General features: G+C 58.9%; 17 protein-coding genes. 12 read left to right on the forward strand and 5 right to left on the reverse strand.

Features of this window, described 5'->3' with window-relative positions:
• From IMX17_RS00005 to rpiB, 3 genes are all read right to left on the reverse strand, one after another.
• A partial coding sequence (locus tag IMX17_RS00005; protein ID WP_139159286.1) for a hypothetical protein occupies positions 1-133 on the reverse strand: 133 nt, incomplete at its 3' end.
• 18 nt (positions 134-151) lie between these two features.
• Positions 152-1,102, reverse strand: coding sequence for a transaldolase (tal, locus tag IMX17_RS00010; RefSeq protein ID WP_016926754.1), 951 nt, complete (start codon positions 1,100-1,102; stop codon positions 152-154).
• Between the two features lie 193 nt (positions 1,103-1,295).
• Positions 1,296-1,754 carry a ribose 5-phosphate isomerase B gene (gene rpiB / locus IMX17_RS00015; RefSeq protein WP_033643988.1) on the reverse strand — a complete coding sequence of 153 codons (459 nt, stop codon included), beginning with the start codon at positions 1,752-1,754 and terminating at the stop codon, positions 1,296-1,298.
• A 317-nt stretch (positions 1,755-2,071) separates the two neighbouring features.
• Between rpiB and IMX17_RS00020 the strand changes: the two genes are divergently transcribed.
• The 6 genes from IMX17_RS00020 (at position 2,072) to IMX17_RS00045 (ending at position 8,074) form a co-directional block, all read left to right on the forward strand.
• Entirely contained in the window at positions 2,072-3,184 is a 1,113-nt protein-coding gene (locus IMX17_RS00020; protein ID WP_288445097.1) for an alcohol dehydrogenase catalytic domain-containing protein, read from the forward strand.
• A gap of 66 nt (positions 3,185-3,250) precedes the next feature.
• Positions 3,251-4,519, forward strand: coding sequence for an MFS transporter (locus IMX17_RS00025; protein WP_046896230.1), 1,269 nt, complete (start codon positions 3,251-3,253; stop codon positions 4,517-4,519).
• 35 nt (positions 4,520-4,554) lie between these two features.
• Positions 4,555-5,325, forward strand: coding sequence for an SDR family oxidoreductase (locus IMX17_RS00030; protein WP_046896231.1), 771 nt, complete (start codon positions 4,555-4,557; stop codon positions 5,323-5,325).
• Positions 5,326-5,354: 29 nt separating this feature from the next.
• Positions 5,355-6,356 carry a dihydroxyacetone kinase subunit DhaK gene (locus IMX17_RS00035; RefSeq protein WP_046896232.1) on the forward strand — a complete coding sequence of 334 codons (1,002 nt, stop codon included), beginning with the start codon at positions 5,355-5,357 and terminating at the stop codon, positions 6,354-6,356.
• A 3-nt stretch (positions 6,357-6,359) separates the two neighbouring features.
• A complete protein-coding gene (gene dhaL / locus IMX17_RS00040; RefSeq protein WP_033643985.1) occupies positions 6,360-7,016 on the forward strand; it encodes a dihydroxyacetone kinase subunit DhaL in 657 nt (218 codons plus the stop codon).
• 95 nt (positions 7,017-7,111) lie between these two features.
• A complete protein-coding gene (locus IMX17_RS00045; RefSeq protein ID WP_004936575.1) occupies positions 7,112-8,074 on the forward strand; it encodes a sugar-binding transcriptional regulator in 963 nt (320 codons plus the stop codon).
• 66 nt (positions 8,075-8,140) lie between these two features.
• Here IMX17_RS00045 and IMX17_RS00050 read toward each other — a convergent pair whose 3' ends face one another.
• Positions 8,141-8,734, reverse strand: coding sequence for a lytic polysaccharide monooxygenase (locus tag IMX17_RS00050; RefSeq protein ID WP_074055733.1), 594 nt, complete (start codon positions 8,732-8,734; stop codon positions 8,141-8,143).
• A gap of 404 nt (positions 8,735-9,138) precedes the next feature.
• Here IMX17_RS00050 and IMX17_RS00055 point away from each other — a divergent pair, with 404 nt between their 5' ends.
• Entirely contained in the window at positions 9,139-10,080 is a 942-nt protein-coding gene (locus IMX17_RS00055; protein WP_025303805.1) for a LysR family transcriptional regulator, read from the forward strand.
• 85 nt (positions 10,081-10,165) lie between these two features.
• Here the strand turns inward: IMX17_RS00055 and IMX17_RS00060 are convergent, their stop codons facing one another.
• Entirely contained in the window at positions 10,166-11,665 is a 1,500-nt protein-coding gene (locus IMX17_RS00060; RefSeq protein WP_046896234.1) for a glycosyl hydrolase family 18 protein, read from the reverse strand.
• Between the two features lie 293 nt (positions 11,666-11,958).
• On the opposite strand from IMX17_RS00060, the gene IMX17_RS00065 reads away from it, so the two are divergent.
• The 5 genes from IMX17_RS00065 (at position 11,959) to maeB (ending at position 15,702) form a co-directional block, all read left to right on the forward strand.
• On the forward strand, positions 11,959-12,285 hold the full coding sequence (locus IMX17_RS00065) for a phage holin, lambda family (RefSeq protein ID WP_033643982.1): 327 nt from the start codon (positions 11,959-11,961) through the stop codon (positions 12,283-12,285).
• Entirely contained in the window at positions 12,275-12,676 is a 402-nt protein-coding gene (locus IMX17_RS00070; RefSeq protein ID WP_046896235.1) for a M15 family metallopeptidase, read from the forward strand. The genes IMX17_RS00065 and IMX17_RS00070 overlap by 11 nt, the downstream gene beginning before the upstream one ends.
• Positions 12,673-13,053 (forward strand): DUF2570 family protein, encoded by a 381-nt coding sequence (locus tag IMX17_RS00075; protein WP_182074332.1) that lies wholly within the window; start codon positions 12,673-12,675, stop codon positions 13,051-13,053. The genes IMX17_RS00070 and IMX17_RS00075 overlap by 4 nt, the downstream gene beginning before the upstream one ends.
• Complete coding sequence (locus tag IMX17_RS00080; protein WP_004936544.1) at positions 13,034-13,207, forward strand: hypothetical protein; 174 nt, start codon at positions 13,034-13,036, stop codon at positions 13,205-13,207. Before IMX17_RS00075 ends, IMX17_RS00080 begins: the two co-directional genes overlap by 20 nt.
• A gap of 215 nt (positions 13,208-13,422) precedes the next feature.
• On the forward strand, positions 13,423-15,702 hold the full coding sequence (maeB, locus tag IMX17_RS00085) for an NADP-dependent oxaloacetate-decarboxylating malate dehydrogenase (protein WP_016926766.1): 2,280 nt from the start codon (positions 13,423-13,425) through the stop codon (positions 15,700-15,702).
• The last annotated feature ends 6 nt before the right edge of the window (positions 15,703-15,708 follow it).

A 15,708-nucleotide genomic window follows, 5' to 3' on the forward strand; every position in this document is an offset into this window, starting at 1 on the left:
GGTAGTCGCGCCACAGGACTTCGGCGATGTCCGCCATGCCCATAGGGGCCCCCGGGTGGCCGGAATTTGCTTTTTGTACGGCGTCCATGCTGAGTGCGCGGATGGCGTTGGCAAGCTCTTTACGAGAAGACATAACGAAACTCCAGTGCGATTACAGTTGAGCGGCCAACATGTCTTCCAGCTTTTGCTGGTCGACGGCGAACAGGCGGATGCCTTCGGCGAGTTTTTCTACCGCCATGGCGTCCTGATTGTGCAGCCAGCGGAATTCCGCTTCGGCCAGCGGAGCGGGTTGGTGGAAGCCCTCGGTCGACGGGGTCAGCTTGCGCTCGACCGGCTGTTCGCTGTTTTTCAGCTGCTCCAGCAGGTTCGGCGCGATGGTCAGGCGATCGCAGCCGGCCAGCGCCAGGATCTGCTCAACTTTGCGGAAGCTGGCGCCCATGATCACCGTCTGGTAACGATGACGCTTGTAGTATTCATAGATGGTGCGCACCGATTTCACGCCCGGATCCTGATCGGCGTCGTAGTCGGCGGCAGGCTGTTTAGCCTGGTACCAGTCATAGATGCGGCCGACGAACGGCGAGATCAGATACACGCCGGCTTCGGCGCAGGCGCGGGCCTGAGCGAAGGAGAACAGCAGCGTCAGGTTGGTGTTGATGCCTTCTTTTTCCAACTCTTCGGCGGCTTTGATGCCTTCCCAGGTGGAAGCCAGCTTGATCAGGATGCGCGATTTGTCGATGCCCTGTTCCTGATACATGCCGATCAGTTTGCGCGCTTTGGCGACGCACATGCCGCGGTCGAACGACAGGCGGGCGTCCACTTCGGTGGAGATGCGGCCCGGCACGCTTTTGAGGATCTCGACGCCGATGTTGACCGCCAGTTTATCGCTGGCGTTGATCAGCTGGGTTTCCTTGCTGCCGCCCTGACGGCGGGCATACTCCAGCGCTTCGGTGATCAGCGCTTTGTACTGCGGCAGCGCGGCGGCTTTCAGGATCAGCGAAGGGTTGGTGGTGGCGTCCTGGGGTTCGAACTGGCGGATGGATTCGATATCGCCGCTGTCGGCGACCACCGTGGTCAGCTGCTTGAGTGCGTCTAATTGATTCATTGATAAGCTCCTTGACCAAGCTCAACGTAGGGAAATGAGAACCTTTTTCATCATAGGGGGAACACACTGCATCATCGGATCGAGAATGAAAATGCGCTTTTTCTGATTGTTGCGATGGATAATAACAATGAATGACGAATAAACCCAGGCGGAGCGCGGCTTGCGCGCGACCGCCATCGAGACTGCAGGCGGTTTAACGCCGACCGACCGCGTTTTCGTAATAGCCGATCCGCTCGACTTTCGGCGCCGATCCTCCCCCTTCAAACTCCGATTCCAGCCAGGCATCGACGATGGTTTTCGCCAGTTCGGCGCCGATGACCCGCGCGCCCAGCGTGATGATCTGCGCATCATTGCTTTTGCGCGCCCGTTGGGCGGAGTAGGTATCGTGACACTGCGCCGCGCGAATGCCGGGCACTTTATTGGCCACGATGCTCATACCGATGCCGGTGCCGCACAGCAGGATCCCCCGCCGATGTTTTTCCTCCCGTATCGCCTGCGCGACGCGATAGGCGATATCGGGATAGATCCCCGTTTCTGCGGTGCGATCCGTCGTGTAGTCAATGACGGGAATGTCCCGTCGTTGCAGGTGGGCGACGATCAGATCCTTCAGTTCAATGGCGGCATCGTCGGCGCCGATGGCGATAGGCAGCATAGCGGTCTCCTGATTGGTAACGAAAAGGGCGGCGATCCTCGGTGGCGCCACGTTCATTACCGTATCCCTGTTTAATCAAATGTTCAATTGATGTTCTTTTGTTTTTTACCTGATTTTTCTGCTCCCCCTTTAAAAGGTGACGGTTGTCACTAAAAAAGGGGTTTTAATCGTTATTTATCCTCATGTAGACGGGTTTTTGAGCGATATCACAGTTTGGTAAGTTCTCTGTGGGCAAATTGAACGTGTGACGTTAGTGTTCATTTGTTCTTTGTTTGTGTTATTGATCATAAAGAGTCACCCTACCAGAGGAGAGTGCTATGTGTCAGACCTGCATGACAGAGGCGAAAATGGCGGACGGTATCCCCGAGATCATGAAGGCGGTTGTGGCGTACGCCCCGAAAGATTACCGCCTGGAACAGGTGCCGGTACCGAAGATCGGCCCGAAAGAGATCCTGGTGAAGATCGAGGCCTGCGGCATCTGCGCCGGCGATGTTAAAGCGTTCGAAGGGGCGCCCAGCTTCTGGGGCGATGAAAAACAACCGGCATACATCAAGGCGCCGATGATCCCCGGTCATGAGTTTATCGGCCACGTGGTGGGATACGGCGAAGGCGTCGAGGGCTTCAATCTCGGCGATCGGGTGATATCAGAACAGATCGTTCCCTGTTGGCAATGCCGCTTCTGCAACCGCGGCCAGTATTGGATGTGCGAAAAGCATGACCTGTACGGTTTCCAGAAAAACGTCAATGGCGGCATGGCCGAGTACATGAAGTTCACCAAAGAGGCGATTAACTATCACGTGCCGGCCGATCTGCCGATCGAAAAAGCCATTCTGATCGAACCCTATGCTTGCTCCTTCCATGCGGTGCAACGCGCCAATATCAAACTGGGCGATGTCGTGGTGCTGGCCGGCGCCGGCACTCTGGGGCTGGGCATGATCGGGGCGATCAAAAAGTCCGGGCCCTCGAAGCTGGTGGTGCTGGATCTGTCCGACGAGCGTCTGGCGCTGGCGAAGCGCTTCGGCGCGGATGTGACGCTGAACCCGACCCGTGACGATGTGCCCGCGGCGGTTAAAGCGATGACCGACGGCTACGGCTGCGACATCTACATCGAGGCGACCGGCGCCCAAAAGTCCGTGGAACAGGGCCTGACGCTGATCCGCAAACTCGGCACCTTCGTGGAATTTTCCGTGTTCAAGGATCCGGTGACCGTCGACTGGAGCATCATCAGCGACCGCAAAGAGCTGGACGTGCTCGGTTCGCACCTCGGCCCTTACTGCTACCCGCTGGTGATCGAAGGCATCGCCAATGGCGATCTGCCGACCGAAGGCGTGGTGACGCATACGCTGCCGCTGGAACAGTTCGCCGATGGCTTCGAGCTGATGAAGCGCGGCATCGGTTCAATCAAAGTGGTGCTTAATCCGAACCTCTGAAACCTGCATCGTTCTTCGGGTGCGGGCGAGCCTGCGCCTCCATAATCACATGTGCTGGGGTGTTCTATGTTGCATGGACTGATTCATCGCATTGGTCTGTCACCGAAACTGCTGCTGGGCTATGCCGGCGTGTTGGTGTTCATGATGGGCGAAGGGCTGGAACAAGGATGGCTGTCGCCTTATTTGATCGGCAAGGGGCTGAGCATTCAGGAATCGGCGCTGCTGTTCAGCGTTTATGGCTTTGCGGCCGCGATCGCCGCCTGGTTTTCCGGCGTGCTGGCGGAAATCTTTACCGCCCGGCGGGTGATGTTGGCCGGCCTGCTGCTGTTTCTGTTCGGTTCGGTGTGCTTTTTGACGTTCGGCCTGCCGAGCAACAACCTGGCGATCATGGTGCCGACCTATGCGCTGCGCGGCTTGGGTTATCCGTTGTTCGCCTACGGTTTTTTGGTGTGGGTGGCGTATGAGGCGCCGCCGGAAAGACTGGGGTCGGCGGTGGGGATTTTCTGGTTCGTTTACAGCGGCGGGCTCAGCGTGCTGGGCGTGCTGTATTCCAGCATCATGCTGCCTTATCTCGGCGAGATCCACACGCTGTGGAGCGCGCTGATTTTCGTCGTGCTGGGCGCGGTGATTGCGCTGATGCTCAATCGCGACGAAGGCGCGGCACAGAGCGGCAACCGTGAAAAGGCGTCGCTGGGTTACGTCTTGAAAGGCATCACCATCGCGTTTGAAAACCCGAAGATCGGCCTGGGCGGCATCGTGCGCACCATTAATACCTCCGCGGCATACGGCTTCGTCGTATTCATGCCCATGTACATGATGGATATGGGATTCACCCGCACGCATTGGCTGCAGATGTACGCCGCGCTGTGGACGGTCAACATCATTTTCAACCTGATTTTCGGCGTGATCAGCGACGGTCTCGGCTGGCGCAATGTGGTGATGTGGTTCGGCTGCGTCGGCTGCGCCTTGACCACGCTGATGTTCTACTACGTGCCGCAATTCTTCGGCGCCAACTACCTGCTGACCGTTTGCGCCGCCGGTTTGTTCGGCGCCTGCCTGGCGGCGTTCGTGCCGCTGTCGGCCATCATGCCGTCGCTGGCGCCGGACAATAAGGGCGCGGCGATGTCGATTCTCAATCTGGGCGCCGGCCTGAGCACCTTTGTCGGCCCGGCGGTGGTGGGGCTGTTTATCGGCAGTCTCGGCACCGTTGGCGTGATCTGGATCTTTACCGGCTTGTACCTGTTCAGCGGCGTGCTGATGAAATTTGTCACGCTGCCGAAGGAAAGCGCGACGGCGTCGGAAGAACGCGGCGCGAGTTTGGCGAAAATATCCTGACCGAGGGCGAAGTTCACAGTTTTAAGGGGAAATATATGATTAATCATCAAACTACGGCGCCGCGCGAGCTCTCGCTGCAGGGCAAGGTGGCGCTGATTACCGGCGGCGCTGCGGGGATCGGCCTCGCTATCGCCGAACGCTATCTGCAAAACGGCGCGCGCGTGGCGCTGCTCGATCGTGCGCCGCAGGTTGCGGAAGTGGCGCGACAGCTGGACGCCGAGGCGGCGCTGGGTGTCGTGGCCGACGTCACCGATGCCGCGTCGGTGGAGCGGGCGGTGGCGCAGATTGAGGCGCATTTCGGGCGGCTGGACGTGCTGGTCAACAGCGCCGGCATCGTTGCGCTGCATCCCGCTGAGGAACTGCCGGAAACGGCGTGGGATGCAACCCTGGCGGTCAATCTGAAAGGCGTGTTTCTCACCTGCCAGGCGGTGGGCCGCCGTTTCATTCGCCAGCGCGGCGGCAGCATCATCAATCTCGCCTCGCAGGCCGGGGTGGTGGCATTGCCTAATCACCTGGCCTATTGCGCCAGCAAAGCGGGCGTTATCGGCTTGACCCAGGTGCTGGCGCTGGAGTGGGGGCCACACAGCGTGCGGGTCAACGCCATTTCACCCACCGTGGTTTTGACGGAGCTGGGGCGCAAAGCCTGGTCTGGCGAGGTGGCTGAGCAGATGAAGCAGAAAATTCCGCTGCGGCGCTTTGCTGAGCCGCAAGATATCGCCGCCAGCGCCCTGTTTTTGGCCGGTGACGCGGCGGCGATGATCACCGGCGCCAACCTGGTGGTCGACGGCGGTTACACCATTCAATAATTTCTTATTCAGGCGACAGAGAGGCCGCGATGAACAGAATCATTAACGATCCCGATCACGTAGTGGAAGACGCCATTCAGGGCTATAAGCTGGCCCACCCGGACTATTACGCCGCCACCGACAATGCGCGGGTGTTGAAATATCCGCCGGCGCCGATCGCCGGCAAAGTGGGCATCGTCACCGGCGGCGGTTCCGGCCATGAGCCGGCGTTTCTGGGCTATGTCGGCAAAAACATGCTGGATGCCGTCGCGATTGGCGAGATTTTTTCATCGCCTACGGCGGGGGCTTTTCTCGACGCTTTCAAGGCGGCGGACAGCGGTGCGGGCGTCGCTTGCCTGTACGGCAACTACGCCGGCGACAACATGAACGTCAAGATGGCGATCAAGAAGGCCACGGCGGCCGGCATACGGGTGAAAACCGTGGTGGCTAACGATGACGTCGCCTCGGCGCCGGCCAGTGAGATCGATAAACGGCGCGGCGTGGCCGGAGAAATTCTGATGTGGAAGGTCGGCGCGGCGGCGGCGGCCAAGGGATACGATCTGGACGGCGTGATCGGCGCGGCGCAAAAAGCCATCGACCGGTGTCGTTCGATCGGCGTCGGCCTCAGTTCCTGCACCATTCCCGCGGTCGGCAAACCCAATTTTCATATTGAAGACGGCAAGATGGAGATCGGCATCGGCCATCACGGCGAACCGGGCATTGAGGTATCGCCGATCCAGTCGGCGTCGGCGATGGCCGGCACCATGCTCGATTTCGTGCTCAACGACATGCCGCTGGAACAGGGGCAGGAGGTGGCGTTGCTGATCTCCGGGCTTGGCGCCACGCCGGTGATGGAGCTGTATATCTATTATGCCGAAATAGAGCGTCGGTTGACGGCGAAAGGCGTGCGGGTGCATCGGCGCTATGTCGGCAATTACTTCACGTCGCTGGAAATGATGGGCGTGACGCTGACGCTGATGACGCTGGATGACGAACTGAAAACGCTGCTGGACATGCCGGCGCAATCTTTAGGCTTAACCCAGGTGGAGTGAATCATGACGGAACAAATTTCAACCCGGTACGGCAGTGAGATCGTTACGGGGCTGATAGAAACCATTGTCAGCAACCGCGAATACCTGAGCGAAATTGACGGCGCCATCGGTGACGGTGACCACGGCATTAACATGTCGAAGGGATTCGCGATGTGCGGCGATGCCATTCGCGGCCGCGAGCTCACGCTGGCGCAGGCGTTCGATGCGGTTTCTGATGCGCTGATGGAGGGCATCGGCGGTTCGATGGGGCCGCTGTACGGCAGCCTGTTCATGGGCATGGCGGAGAGCGTGCGCGAGCGCAGCGTGCTGGATAAGCAGGCATTTTTGGCGATGTTGCACGGCGGATTGCGCGAACTGCAGGACATCAGCAGCGCGGGCGTGGGAGACAAGTGTCTGATGGATACGCTGATACCGGCGGTAGCGGCGTTTGAGCAGGCGGCGGGGCGCGGTGACGACTTCGCCGCTGCGCTGGAACAGATGAGGATCGCCGCGGCGCGCGGGCGCGATTCCACGCGCGAGCTGGTGGCGAAAATCGGCCGCGCCAGCCGTCTGGGTGAGCGTTCGCGCGGCGTACTGGACGCCGGCGCGGTATCTTGCTGCCTGCTCTTGACCCGATTGGCGGACGAGGTGGAGCAACGACTGAATACCGTTGCCGCCTGAACGCGTTATACTAGCGGGCATTCAGCATTGTCGGAGGGGCGTGTATCGTCCCTCCGCCATGATTAACCGGCCTGCCGTGGGGAAACGTCTAACGGATGGAAAAACAAACTGTGTCCCAGGATAACGAACTGCTGACCGAAATCGCCGTTGCTTATTATCAGGATGAGATCACGCAGGAAGAGATCGCCAAAAAGTTCGGCATCTCACGGATCAAAGTCGGTCGTTTGCTCAAGCGCGCCAAGGAAGAAGGCATCGTCGAGATCAACGTGCGTTATCACCCGGTGTTCAGCACCCGGCTGGAACAGCAGATGATGGAACGTTTTCCCATCAGCCGCGCGCTGATCGCGCTCGATCATCAGGACGAAGAGGAACAGCGTCGGCAGGTGGCGGCGCTGGTGTCCAACTACCTGGCGATGTCGCTGAAAGACGATATGGTGTTGGCGGTCGGGCAGGGACGCAACGTGGCGGCGATCGCCGATCACGTCGGCAGCGTGACGGAGCGCAACTGCAAGTTCATCTGCGGCATCGGCGGCACCCACCGCCCGGGGGATGCGATCAACGCCGACCACATCAGCCGGCGTTTGGCGAAGAAGTTCGGCGGCAGCAGCGAGACGCTCTATGCGCCGGCCTACGTCGAAAATCGCGCGTTGAAAGACGCCTTCATGCAGAACGGCACGATCAAGGAAACCCTGGATCGCGCGCGTAAGGCCGATGTGGCGTTAGTCGGCATTGGCGACATGAATGAAAACAGCTATATGGTGAAATTGGGGTGGTTTACGCCGCACGAGATTATCGACGCCAGCCTTAATCAGGGCGTGATCGGCGACATCGCCGGCTATGACTTTTTCAATGCCCAGGGGCAGCATGTCGACACGGTGATGAATGACCGTGTGATTGGGCTGAGCATTGATGAGCTGCGCAAAATTCCTTGCGTGATCGCCATTGCCTCCGAGAATACCAAGGCGCTGGCGATTTTGGGCGCGCTGCGCACCGGCGCCATCGATATTATCGCCACCAGCGCGCTCAATGTGCGCACTATCCTCAATATGTCGCAATAGCGGCACCTGCAAAAAAAGGGTTCAGCGCCAGGCTGAACCCTCCAGAGATGTCCCCCTTTTGACGGATTACTTGCTCAGGTTGACGTCGATCGCCTGATAGAAGGCGTTGGCGGTGTCGGCTATGTCCCACACGGCAAGGATCACGTGCGAACCGCTGCGATCTGCCGGTATGTTGCACTGGTGGGTGACCTGCGCGGCAGGGATGGCGCCGCCGTCGTTGAACTGGCAGAACGGCGTCAGGTCAAAGGAAGCGCGGGTCAGCGGTTGCGAAGCGTCCCAGTTCGGCTTGGTGATGAAATAGCGCCAGCTGGTGGTGCTGTGACGCGCGGTCAGCTTCCAGGTAAAGGCGTTCGGGCCGGTTTTCAGGTTGAGCTTGTTCCAGCGCGTCGGCGTTTGCTGATCCAGTTCGAAGAAGGTGGACTTGTTGGCGCTGGCGATATGGCCGTCAACCGGACCGGCCTGCGGGAAGCCTTTCAGGCCTTCGACGCTCTGCGGTTCGTACTGCACGCTGCCGCACTGGGTGTTGAGCTGCAGTTTGCACTGGTAGGCGCGGCTGGCCGGCGACTCGACATAACCGTGAGCATTCGCCTGTTGCGAAACGCCGAACATGGCCGCGCTCAGCAGGCCCAGAGAGAGCAGGGTACGGGAAGTTTTGTTCATAAGTCACTCCTGACTGAAATTATGTTGTAAGTTGAGCGTATTTCACCGACAAAATGAGAGACTAATAACGCAATTAGAAATAACCCTTCTTGTCGGCTTGTTTTATTTTTATCATTCTGGTCATGCGATAGAGCGGAATGTTTTAACGGCTATTAACGAAAATTATTATGATGACGAACTTTGATCGTTAGGCTGAATTTATTTAACTGTCGCTGTGTAAAAGTAGGGCGCTATGATGAATTTTATATCAGGTCGTGATGAATAGTATTTAAGATAGCGCTCTCATTTATGAAGTATATTGCTTGTTGCTATGAGTACCCTTGTTCGATTTGATCGTTTTTTGTGCGCCACCACCTTGGGAATTTAGTGTCATTTTTCTTATTTTATTTTAAAGAGGAATTTGTATGACTAGATTATCCCTGGACGCGATTAAAATAATCAGCACCATCAAGAGCACCGGATCTTTCTCTATGGCGGCGGAGGCGCTGCATAAAACGCCTTCGGCGATCTCTTATCGGGTTTCCAATATTGAAAGCAAACTCTGCGTGAAACTTTTTCATCGCAATGGCCCCATGATTACCCTGACGGATGAAGGGGAATTTCTCCTGCAGGAAGGCAGCTGGATATTAAATGCGGTGCAGGATCTGGAAAGCCGGGTGCGCAACATCCCCAAGCTGGACAATAATATCCGCCTGGCGGTAGACACCTTCTTCCCGTTGGAAACCCTGACGCAGGATATCCGCGACTATATTCAGCATTGCCCGAACGCCAGTATCTCGGTGCAGCGGGAAGCGTTGAACGGCACCTGGGATGCGCTGAAGAACAACCGGGCGGATCTGATCATCGCCATCGGCCAAATTCCCGACAGCGTGCAGGCCAAAACCCTGATGCTCGGCAAGCTCAACTTTGTGCTGTGCGTGTCGCCTTCGCACCCGTTCGCGGCGCAGAGAAAGCCGGTGTGCAAGAAACAGCGGTTGAACGACATCGTGGTGGTGATCGCCGACAGCAGCCATGAGCTGCCCAAGCGCAATCACGGCACGCTGCCCTTGCAGCGTCAGTTGGTGGTATGCGACGTGGAAAGCAACCTGGCGCTGCTCAAACGCGGCATCGGCCACGCTTTTCTGCCGCCTGCTTTGATCGAAAAGGAATTGGCCAGCGGCGAACTGGTGACGGTGCCGGTGGAGATGCAAAAGGGCGACGAAATGATTTGGTTGGCGTGGCACCCGGCCAGCAAGGGCGCCGGGTTTAACTGGTGGCATGAGCGGCTGACGCGCAAAAGCGATGTCTACAGCCTGATGGGCCGCGAAGTGGTGCGGGATGGCGGTTATCCTTGGTGCCACAACTGAAGGAATAGAGACGAAGGGACGCGAAAATCAAACGGTTAACTCAATGAAAACCCCGCAGCATTCGGCTACGGGGTTTTTTTACGGCTTACGCCACGCGGCCCACCTTCAGCCAGGCGCCGTCAGAACCGGGCGCCGAGGTGATGTAACCCCACTTGGTCTGCCAGACGTAACCCTGATAGGACACCAGCGCGCCCTGCGCGTAAGTGGTGCCCGGCACATAAGCCGGCGCGGTCATGATCGGCAGGTTGCCGGGGCCGACGCCGGTGTAGCGCAGCCCGGTGCCCATATCCAGCTGGCTGTCGTCGTAGTCCGCGGCGTTGAAATAGCGATCCAGCGAGGCCAGCAGATCGCCGTTGCGGTTGTCTTGACCCAGATGCCAGAACATCACGCCGCCCAGTTGCTGCTGCTTGATGTATTTCGCTTTGTATTTGAAGCTCTCGGCATCGTCATAGGTGACGAACAGCCCTTTCTGCGCATGATACAGGTAAGGCGTTTTGGTCTTGTCGTTCCACAGCCGCTGATAGCCGTAGTTGCCCAGCAGCATCTGCTCCAGCTGGCGATAGGAGGCGATGCGCGGATCCTTGTCGCGCACGCACTCTTCGCAGCCCACCAGCCAGTAATCGGTGTTCGGGTACGGATCTTCGCCCGGCGTGCTGTGGCTGCTGTATTGCCCGCCGTTGCCACCGCTGACGCCCTTGAAGGCGCGGCCGTAGAAGGGCACGCCCATCACGATTTTGGCGCTCGGCACGCCTTCCATCATCAGGTGTTGCTGCACCGCGGCGTCGACCGTCAGGCTGAACGGGCTGGGGAAGGCGCGGGTCAGCTCTTCCCAGCTCCAGCCCAGGTTGGCTTCGCGCAGCGCATTGTAGAAGGTCGGCCCGGCCGCATCGCCGAACAGCGCCGCCTGGTGGTTGGTTACCTTCTCCCAGGGGCCGGCCAGATCGTAGGTCATCAGGTTGATGTAATCGAGCGGCGCGACGATCTGCGCCAGCTTGCTGTAATAGCGCGACAGGAAGAAGGCGCCGCCGGCGCCGGCGATGGTCAACTGGTACGGCAACGCCTGGCGGCCGTCGGCGACGGTTTGCTGGTTCAGCAGGGTGCGGATCTCCTGCAGCGCGGCGATGAAACCGTCCACTTCCGAGGCTTGCGGGTACTCCCAGTCGATGTCCACGCCGTCGAAGCCGTAATCCTTCATGATGCGCACGCAGGATTGGGCGAACTTGGCGCGCGACGCCGGAGTTTTCACCGCGTTGACGTAGTTGGCATGCGACACGCCCAGATCGTTGGAGTAGTACCAGCCGCCGATGGAGAACATGATGCGCAGGCTGGGGTTGTGCGCTTTGAGCGCGGTCAGACGGTTGACCACATCGCGCGCCTTGGCGTCATTGGTGGCCGGATCCCAGGCGCATTCCAGATTGCCGTTGATATCCAGGAACGAGAAGTTAATGTGCGTCAGCTGTTTGGCTTTGGCCGGCGTGATGTTGGAAACCGGGAACGGCACGACAGATGTATCGGTCTCGGTGTAATTATTGATTTGGTTGGTCGGAATAAAATAATACCCAATAACGGCTTTACGTGTGGACATGGCATTTCTCCAGAGTGGATGTTTTTCGATGGGGAAATATTTCCCGTTGCCATTAATGTTTATTTTTCGCAGAAATAACAGTCGAAACAAATCACGATAAGAATGAATTTTTTATTCACTGCCGCCTGCCTTGGCGTTTATGTGTTGTGCCAGCATTCAGCATGAATGAATTCGACCATAGGGCCTGTATTTATTCATTTGCTTTGTAATAGCATCCTTAACTAGATTCTGAGTATCCGATGTCCCACCGGCCGTGATTGGCATTTAATTAAAAATAAAAAAGGAGATGAGCTATGTCCAGCATAGAGCCTGACGCTGTTGGCTTAATAGTCCAGCGAGTATGTGAATATCTTCAGCCGGTATTGAACGCCATTCTGGCCGGCGTGATGGCGCTATTACACGGCGCCTATCGCAACGTGGGTATTCGGCGACGTTTATTGAATGCGGCGATGTGCGCGTTATTGGCCTGGACGGTGCGCGATGCGCTGGCGCTGATGGGCCTGGAATTAAACTGGGCGAATTTGGCCAGCGTATTGATTGGCTTTATGGGGGCGGATTACATCAACGCCTTAATTAAAAAATTCATCGGCAAAAAAACGGGGTTTAAAAATGTTAAATGACATCGAAGAGATTCGCTTTACCGCCCGCAGCGAAGAGAACCTGCGCGGCGTGCATCCGGATCTGGTGCGCGTTATTCGTCTGGCGCTGCGCTATTCCCTGGTGCCGTTTTCCGTTAGCGAGGGGCTGCGCAGCATGGCGCGCCAGCGGGAAATGGTGCGCGCCGGCAACAGCCAAACGCTGCGCAGCCGCCATCTGACCGGGCACGCGGTGGACGTGGTGGCGATGCCGGCGGGCGTGGTCTCCTGGGAGTGGGATTACTACGCGCAAATTGCGGTGGCGGTGCGGCGCGCGGCGCGTGAATACGGCATCAACGTCGAATGGGGCGGCGAATGGAAGACCCTCAAGGACGGCCCGCACTTCCAGCTGCCGTTTCGGGACTATCCGGCATGAGCGGCTGGCTGCAAAAACTGATGCAGGGCGGGTTGCTGCTGCTGTTGCTGGCGGCCATCTGCCTCGGCGGCTACAGCGCGTTGCTGTCGCACCAGTTGGTGTCCGCGCGGCAACTGGCGGCGGAATTGCAAAAAAGCCTGGCGCAGCAGGCCGGGCTAATCGCCACCCTGCAGACCCAGGATGCGCAAAATCGTGCGCTGATGGCGGCGCAGCAGCGGCAGGAACAGCAGCTGCGCCAGCAACACGAGGCTTATCAGAGGAAATACCGTGAAGCGATTAAAAACGATCCCTGCGCCGCTCAGCCTCTGCCTGGCGCTGTGTTTGAGCTCCTGCGCCCGGCCGCCGGCGCCGCAGGCCGTGCCGCTGTTGCCCCCTGAGTCGGTATTCGCTCCCTGTGAGCAGCCGCAGCTGCAGGGGGAGACCTGGGGCGATGCGGTAAGCTATGCCCTGGCGTTACAAACCTCGTTACACATTTGCGCCGGTCAGGTGGAGACGCTCAACGCCTGGCGCGCCACGCTGCCGCCGCGCTGACGGCGGCACTTGTCTGACTTGTCCCGCAGGCCTTCTTTTTTTACTTTTAAAACGGTCTTTCGACCAAGGTTATGGCGCGCTTCAAAGTTTGTGATGTTTCTCTCACTATACTTCAAGGCTGTGCCCTGTCATTGTACCTGGGCGCCATGGCCCACGGCAGGGCGCAGCCTCAAAGCCTTACCTCAACATAAAAGCAAAAAACAAAGGAATCCATAATGGACGAACAGCTCAAACAGAGTGCCCTTGATTTCCATCAGTTTCCTGTCCCAGGGAAGATCCAGGTTTCCCCAACCAAACCGTTGGCGACCCAGCGCGATCTGGCGCTGGCTTATTCGCCGGGCGTCGCCGCGCCTTGCCTCGAGATCGCCGAAGATCCGCTGGCGGCCTACAAATACACCGCGCGCGGCAACCTGGTGGCGGTGATTTCCAACGGCACGGCGGTACTGGGTCTGGGCAATATCGGCGCGTTGGCCGGTAAGCCGGTGATGGAAGGCAAGGGCGTTTTGTTCAAGAAGTTTTCCGGTATCGATGTATTTGATATCGAAGTGGATGAGCATAACCCTGACAAATTAATCGACATTATCGCCGCGCTGGAACCGACCTTCGGCGGCATCAACCTGGAAGACATCAAGGCGCCGGAGTGTTTCTACATCGAACAGAAACTGCGTGAGCGCATGAAGATCCCGGTGTTCCACGACGACCAGCACGGCACGGCGATCATTACCACCGCCGCGGTGCTCAACGGCCTGCGCGTGGTGAAGAAGAACATCTCCGACGTGCGGCTGGTGGTGTCCGGCGCCGGCGCGGCGTCCATCGCCTGCCTGAACTTGCTGGTGGCGCTGGGGCTGCGTCAACAGAACATCACCGTCTGCGACTCCAAGGGCGTCATCTATAAAGGCCGCGACGCCAATATGGAACAGACCAAAGCCGCCTACGCCATCGAGGATAACGGCCAGCGCACGTTGGGCGACGCCATCCCGAACGCCGACATCTTCCTCGGCTGCTCCGGCCCGGGCGTGCTGACGCAGGATATGGTGAAAACCATGGCGCGCGATCCGCTGATCATGGCGCTGGCCAACCCGGAACCGGAAATTCTGCCGCCGCTGGCCAAAGCGGTGCGCCCGGACGCCATCATCTGTACCGGCCGTTCCGACTACCCGAACCAGGTGAACAACGTCTTGTGCTTCCCGTTCATTTTCCGCGGCGCGCTGGACGTGGGCGCCACCACCATCAACGAAGAGATGAAGCTGGCCTGCGTGCATGCCATCGCCGATCTGGCGCTGGCGGAACAGAGCGACGTGGTAGCCTCCGCGTATGACGATCAGGATCTCTCCTTCGGGCCGGAATACATCATTCCGAAACCGTTCGATCCGCGTCTGATCGTCAAGATCGCGCCGGCGGTGGCCAAGGCGGCGATGGACTCCGGCGTGGCGACGCGCCCGATCGAAGACTTCGACGCCTACGTGGAGAAGCTGGCGGAGTTCGTCTACAAAACCAACCTGTTCATGAAACCGATCTTCTCGCAGGCGCGCAAAGAGGTGAAGCGGGTGGTGCTGGCGGAAGGTGAGGAAGAGCGCGTGCTGCACGCCACGCAAGAGCTGGTGTCGCAGGGGCTGGCTTTCCCGATCCTGGTCGGCCGTCCGAGCGTGATCGAGATGCGCCTGAAAAAGCTGGGCCTGCAATTGACGCCGGGCAAAGATTTCGAAGTGGTGAACAACGAGTCGGATCCGCGCTTCAACGAATACTGGGGCGAGTACTACCAGATCATGAAACGCCGCGGCGTTTCGCAAGAGCAGGCACGCCGCGCGGTGATCGGCAACCCGACGCTGATCGCCGCCATCATGCTGCACCGCGGCGAAGCGGATGCGATGATCTGCGGCACCATCGGCAGCTACCACGAGCATTACGACGTGGTGAAGAACGTGTTCGGCTTCCGTGAAGGCGCGCACGTCGCCGGCGCGATGAACGCGCTGCTGCTGCCGAGCGGCAACACCTTCATCGCTGACACCTACGTCAACGACGATCCGACGCCGGAACAGCTGGCGGAGATCACCCTGATGGCGGCGGAAACCGTGCGCCGTTTCGGCATCGAGCCGAAGGTGGCGCTGCTGTCTCACTCCAGCTTCGGTTCGTCTGATTGCCCGGCGGCGCGCAAGATGCGTAAAACGCTGGAGCTGGTGAACGAGCTGGCGCCGGAGCTGGAGATCGACGGTGAAATGCACGGCGACGCCGCGCTGGTGGAAAGCATCCGTCACGATCTGATGCCGGACAGCCCGCTGAAAGGCTCGGCCAACCTGCTGATCATGCCGAATATGGAAGCGGCACGCATCAGCTACAACCTGCTGCGCGTCTCCTGCTCGGAAGGGGTGACCGTCGGGCCGGTGCTGATGGGGGTGGCCAAACCGGTGCACATCCTGACGCCGATCGCCTCGGTGCGCCGCATCGTCAACATGGTGGCGCTGGCGGTGGTGGAAGCCCAGACCGAACCGCTGTAAGCCCGG

Source organism: Serratia sp. X3 (assembly GCF_014982455.1).
GTDB lineage: Bacteria > Pseudomonadota > Gammaproteobacteria > Enterobacterales > Enterobacteriaceae > Serratia > Serratia ureilytica.

Coding starts and splice junctions, on each gene's coding strand:
- IMX17_RS00075 (WP_182074332.1), top strand. CDS start 12,673: ATGAGCGGCTGGCTGCAAAAACTGATGCAGGGCGGGTTGCTGCTGCTG.
- IMX17_RS00055 (WP_025303805.1), top strand. CDS start 9,139: ATGACTAGATTATCCCTGGACGCGATTAAAATAATCAGCACCATCAAG.
- dhaL (WP_033643985.1), top strand. CDS start 6,360: ATGACGGAACAAATTTCAACCCGGTACGGCAGTGAGATCGTTACGGGG.
- IMX17_RS00045 (WP_004936575.1), top strand. CDS start 7,112: ATGGAAAAACAAACTGTGTCCCAGGATAACGAACTGCTGACCGAAATC.
- IMX17_RS00065 (WP_033643982.1), top strand. CDS start 11,959: ATGTCCAGCATAGAGCCTGACGCTGTTGGCTTAATAGTCCAGCGAGTA.
- tal (WP_016926754.1), bottom strand. CDS start 1,102: ATGAATCAATTAGACGCACTCAAGCAGCTGACCACGGTGGTCGCCGAC.
- IMX17_RS00070 (WP_046896235.1), top strand. CDS start 12,275: ATGTTAAATGACATCGAAGAGATTCGCTTTACCGCCCGCAGCGAAGAG.
- maeB (WP_016926766.1), top strand. CDS start 13,423: ATGGACGAACAGCTCAAACAGAGTGCCCTTGATTTCCATCAGTTTCCT.
- IMX17_RS00025 (WP_046896230.1), top strand. CDS start 3,251: ATGTTGCATGGACTGATTCATCGCATTGGTCTGTCACCGAAACTGCTG.
- IMX17_RS00020 (WP_288445097.1), top strand. CDS start 2,072: ATGTGTCAGACCTGCATGACAGAGGCGAAAATGGCGGACGGTATCCCC.
- rpiB (WP_033643988.1), bottom strand. CDS start 1,754: ATGCTGCCTATCGCCATCGGCGCCGACGATGCCGCCATTGAACTGAAG.
- IMX17_RS00060 (WP_046896234.1), bottom strand. CDS start 11,665: ATGTCCACACGTAAAGCCGTTATTGGGTATTATTTTATTCCGACCAAC.
- IMX17_RS00050 (WP_074055733.1), bottom strand. CDS start 8,734: ATGAACAAAACTTCCCGTACCCTGCTCTCTCTGGGCCTGCTGAGCGCG.
- IMX17_RS00035 (WP_046896232.1), top strand. CDS start 5,355: ATGAACAGAATCATTAACGATCCCGATCACGTAGTGGAAGACGCCATT.
- IMX17_RS00030 (WP_046896231.1), top strand. CDS start 4,555: ATGATTAATCATCAAACTACGGCGCCGCGCGAGCTCTCGCTGCAGGGC.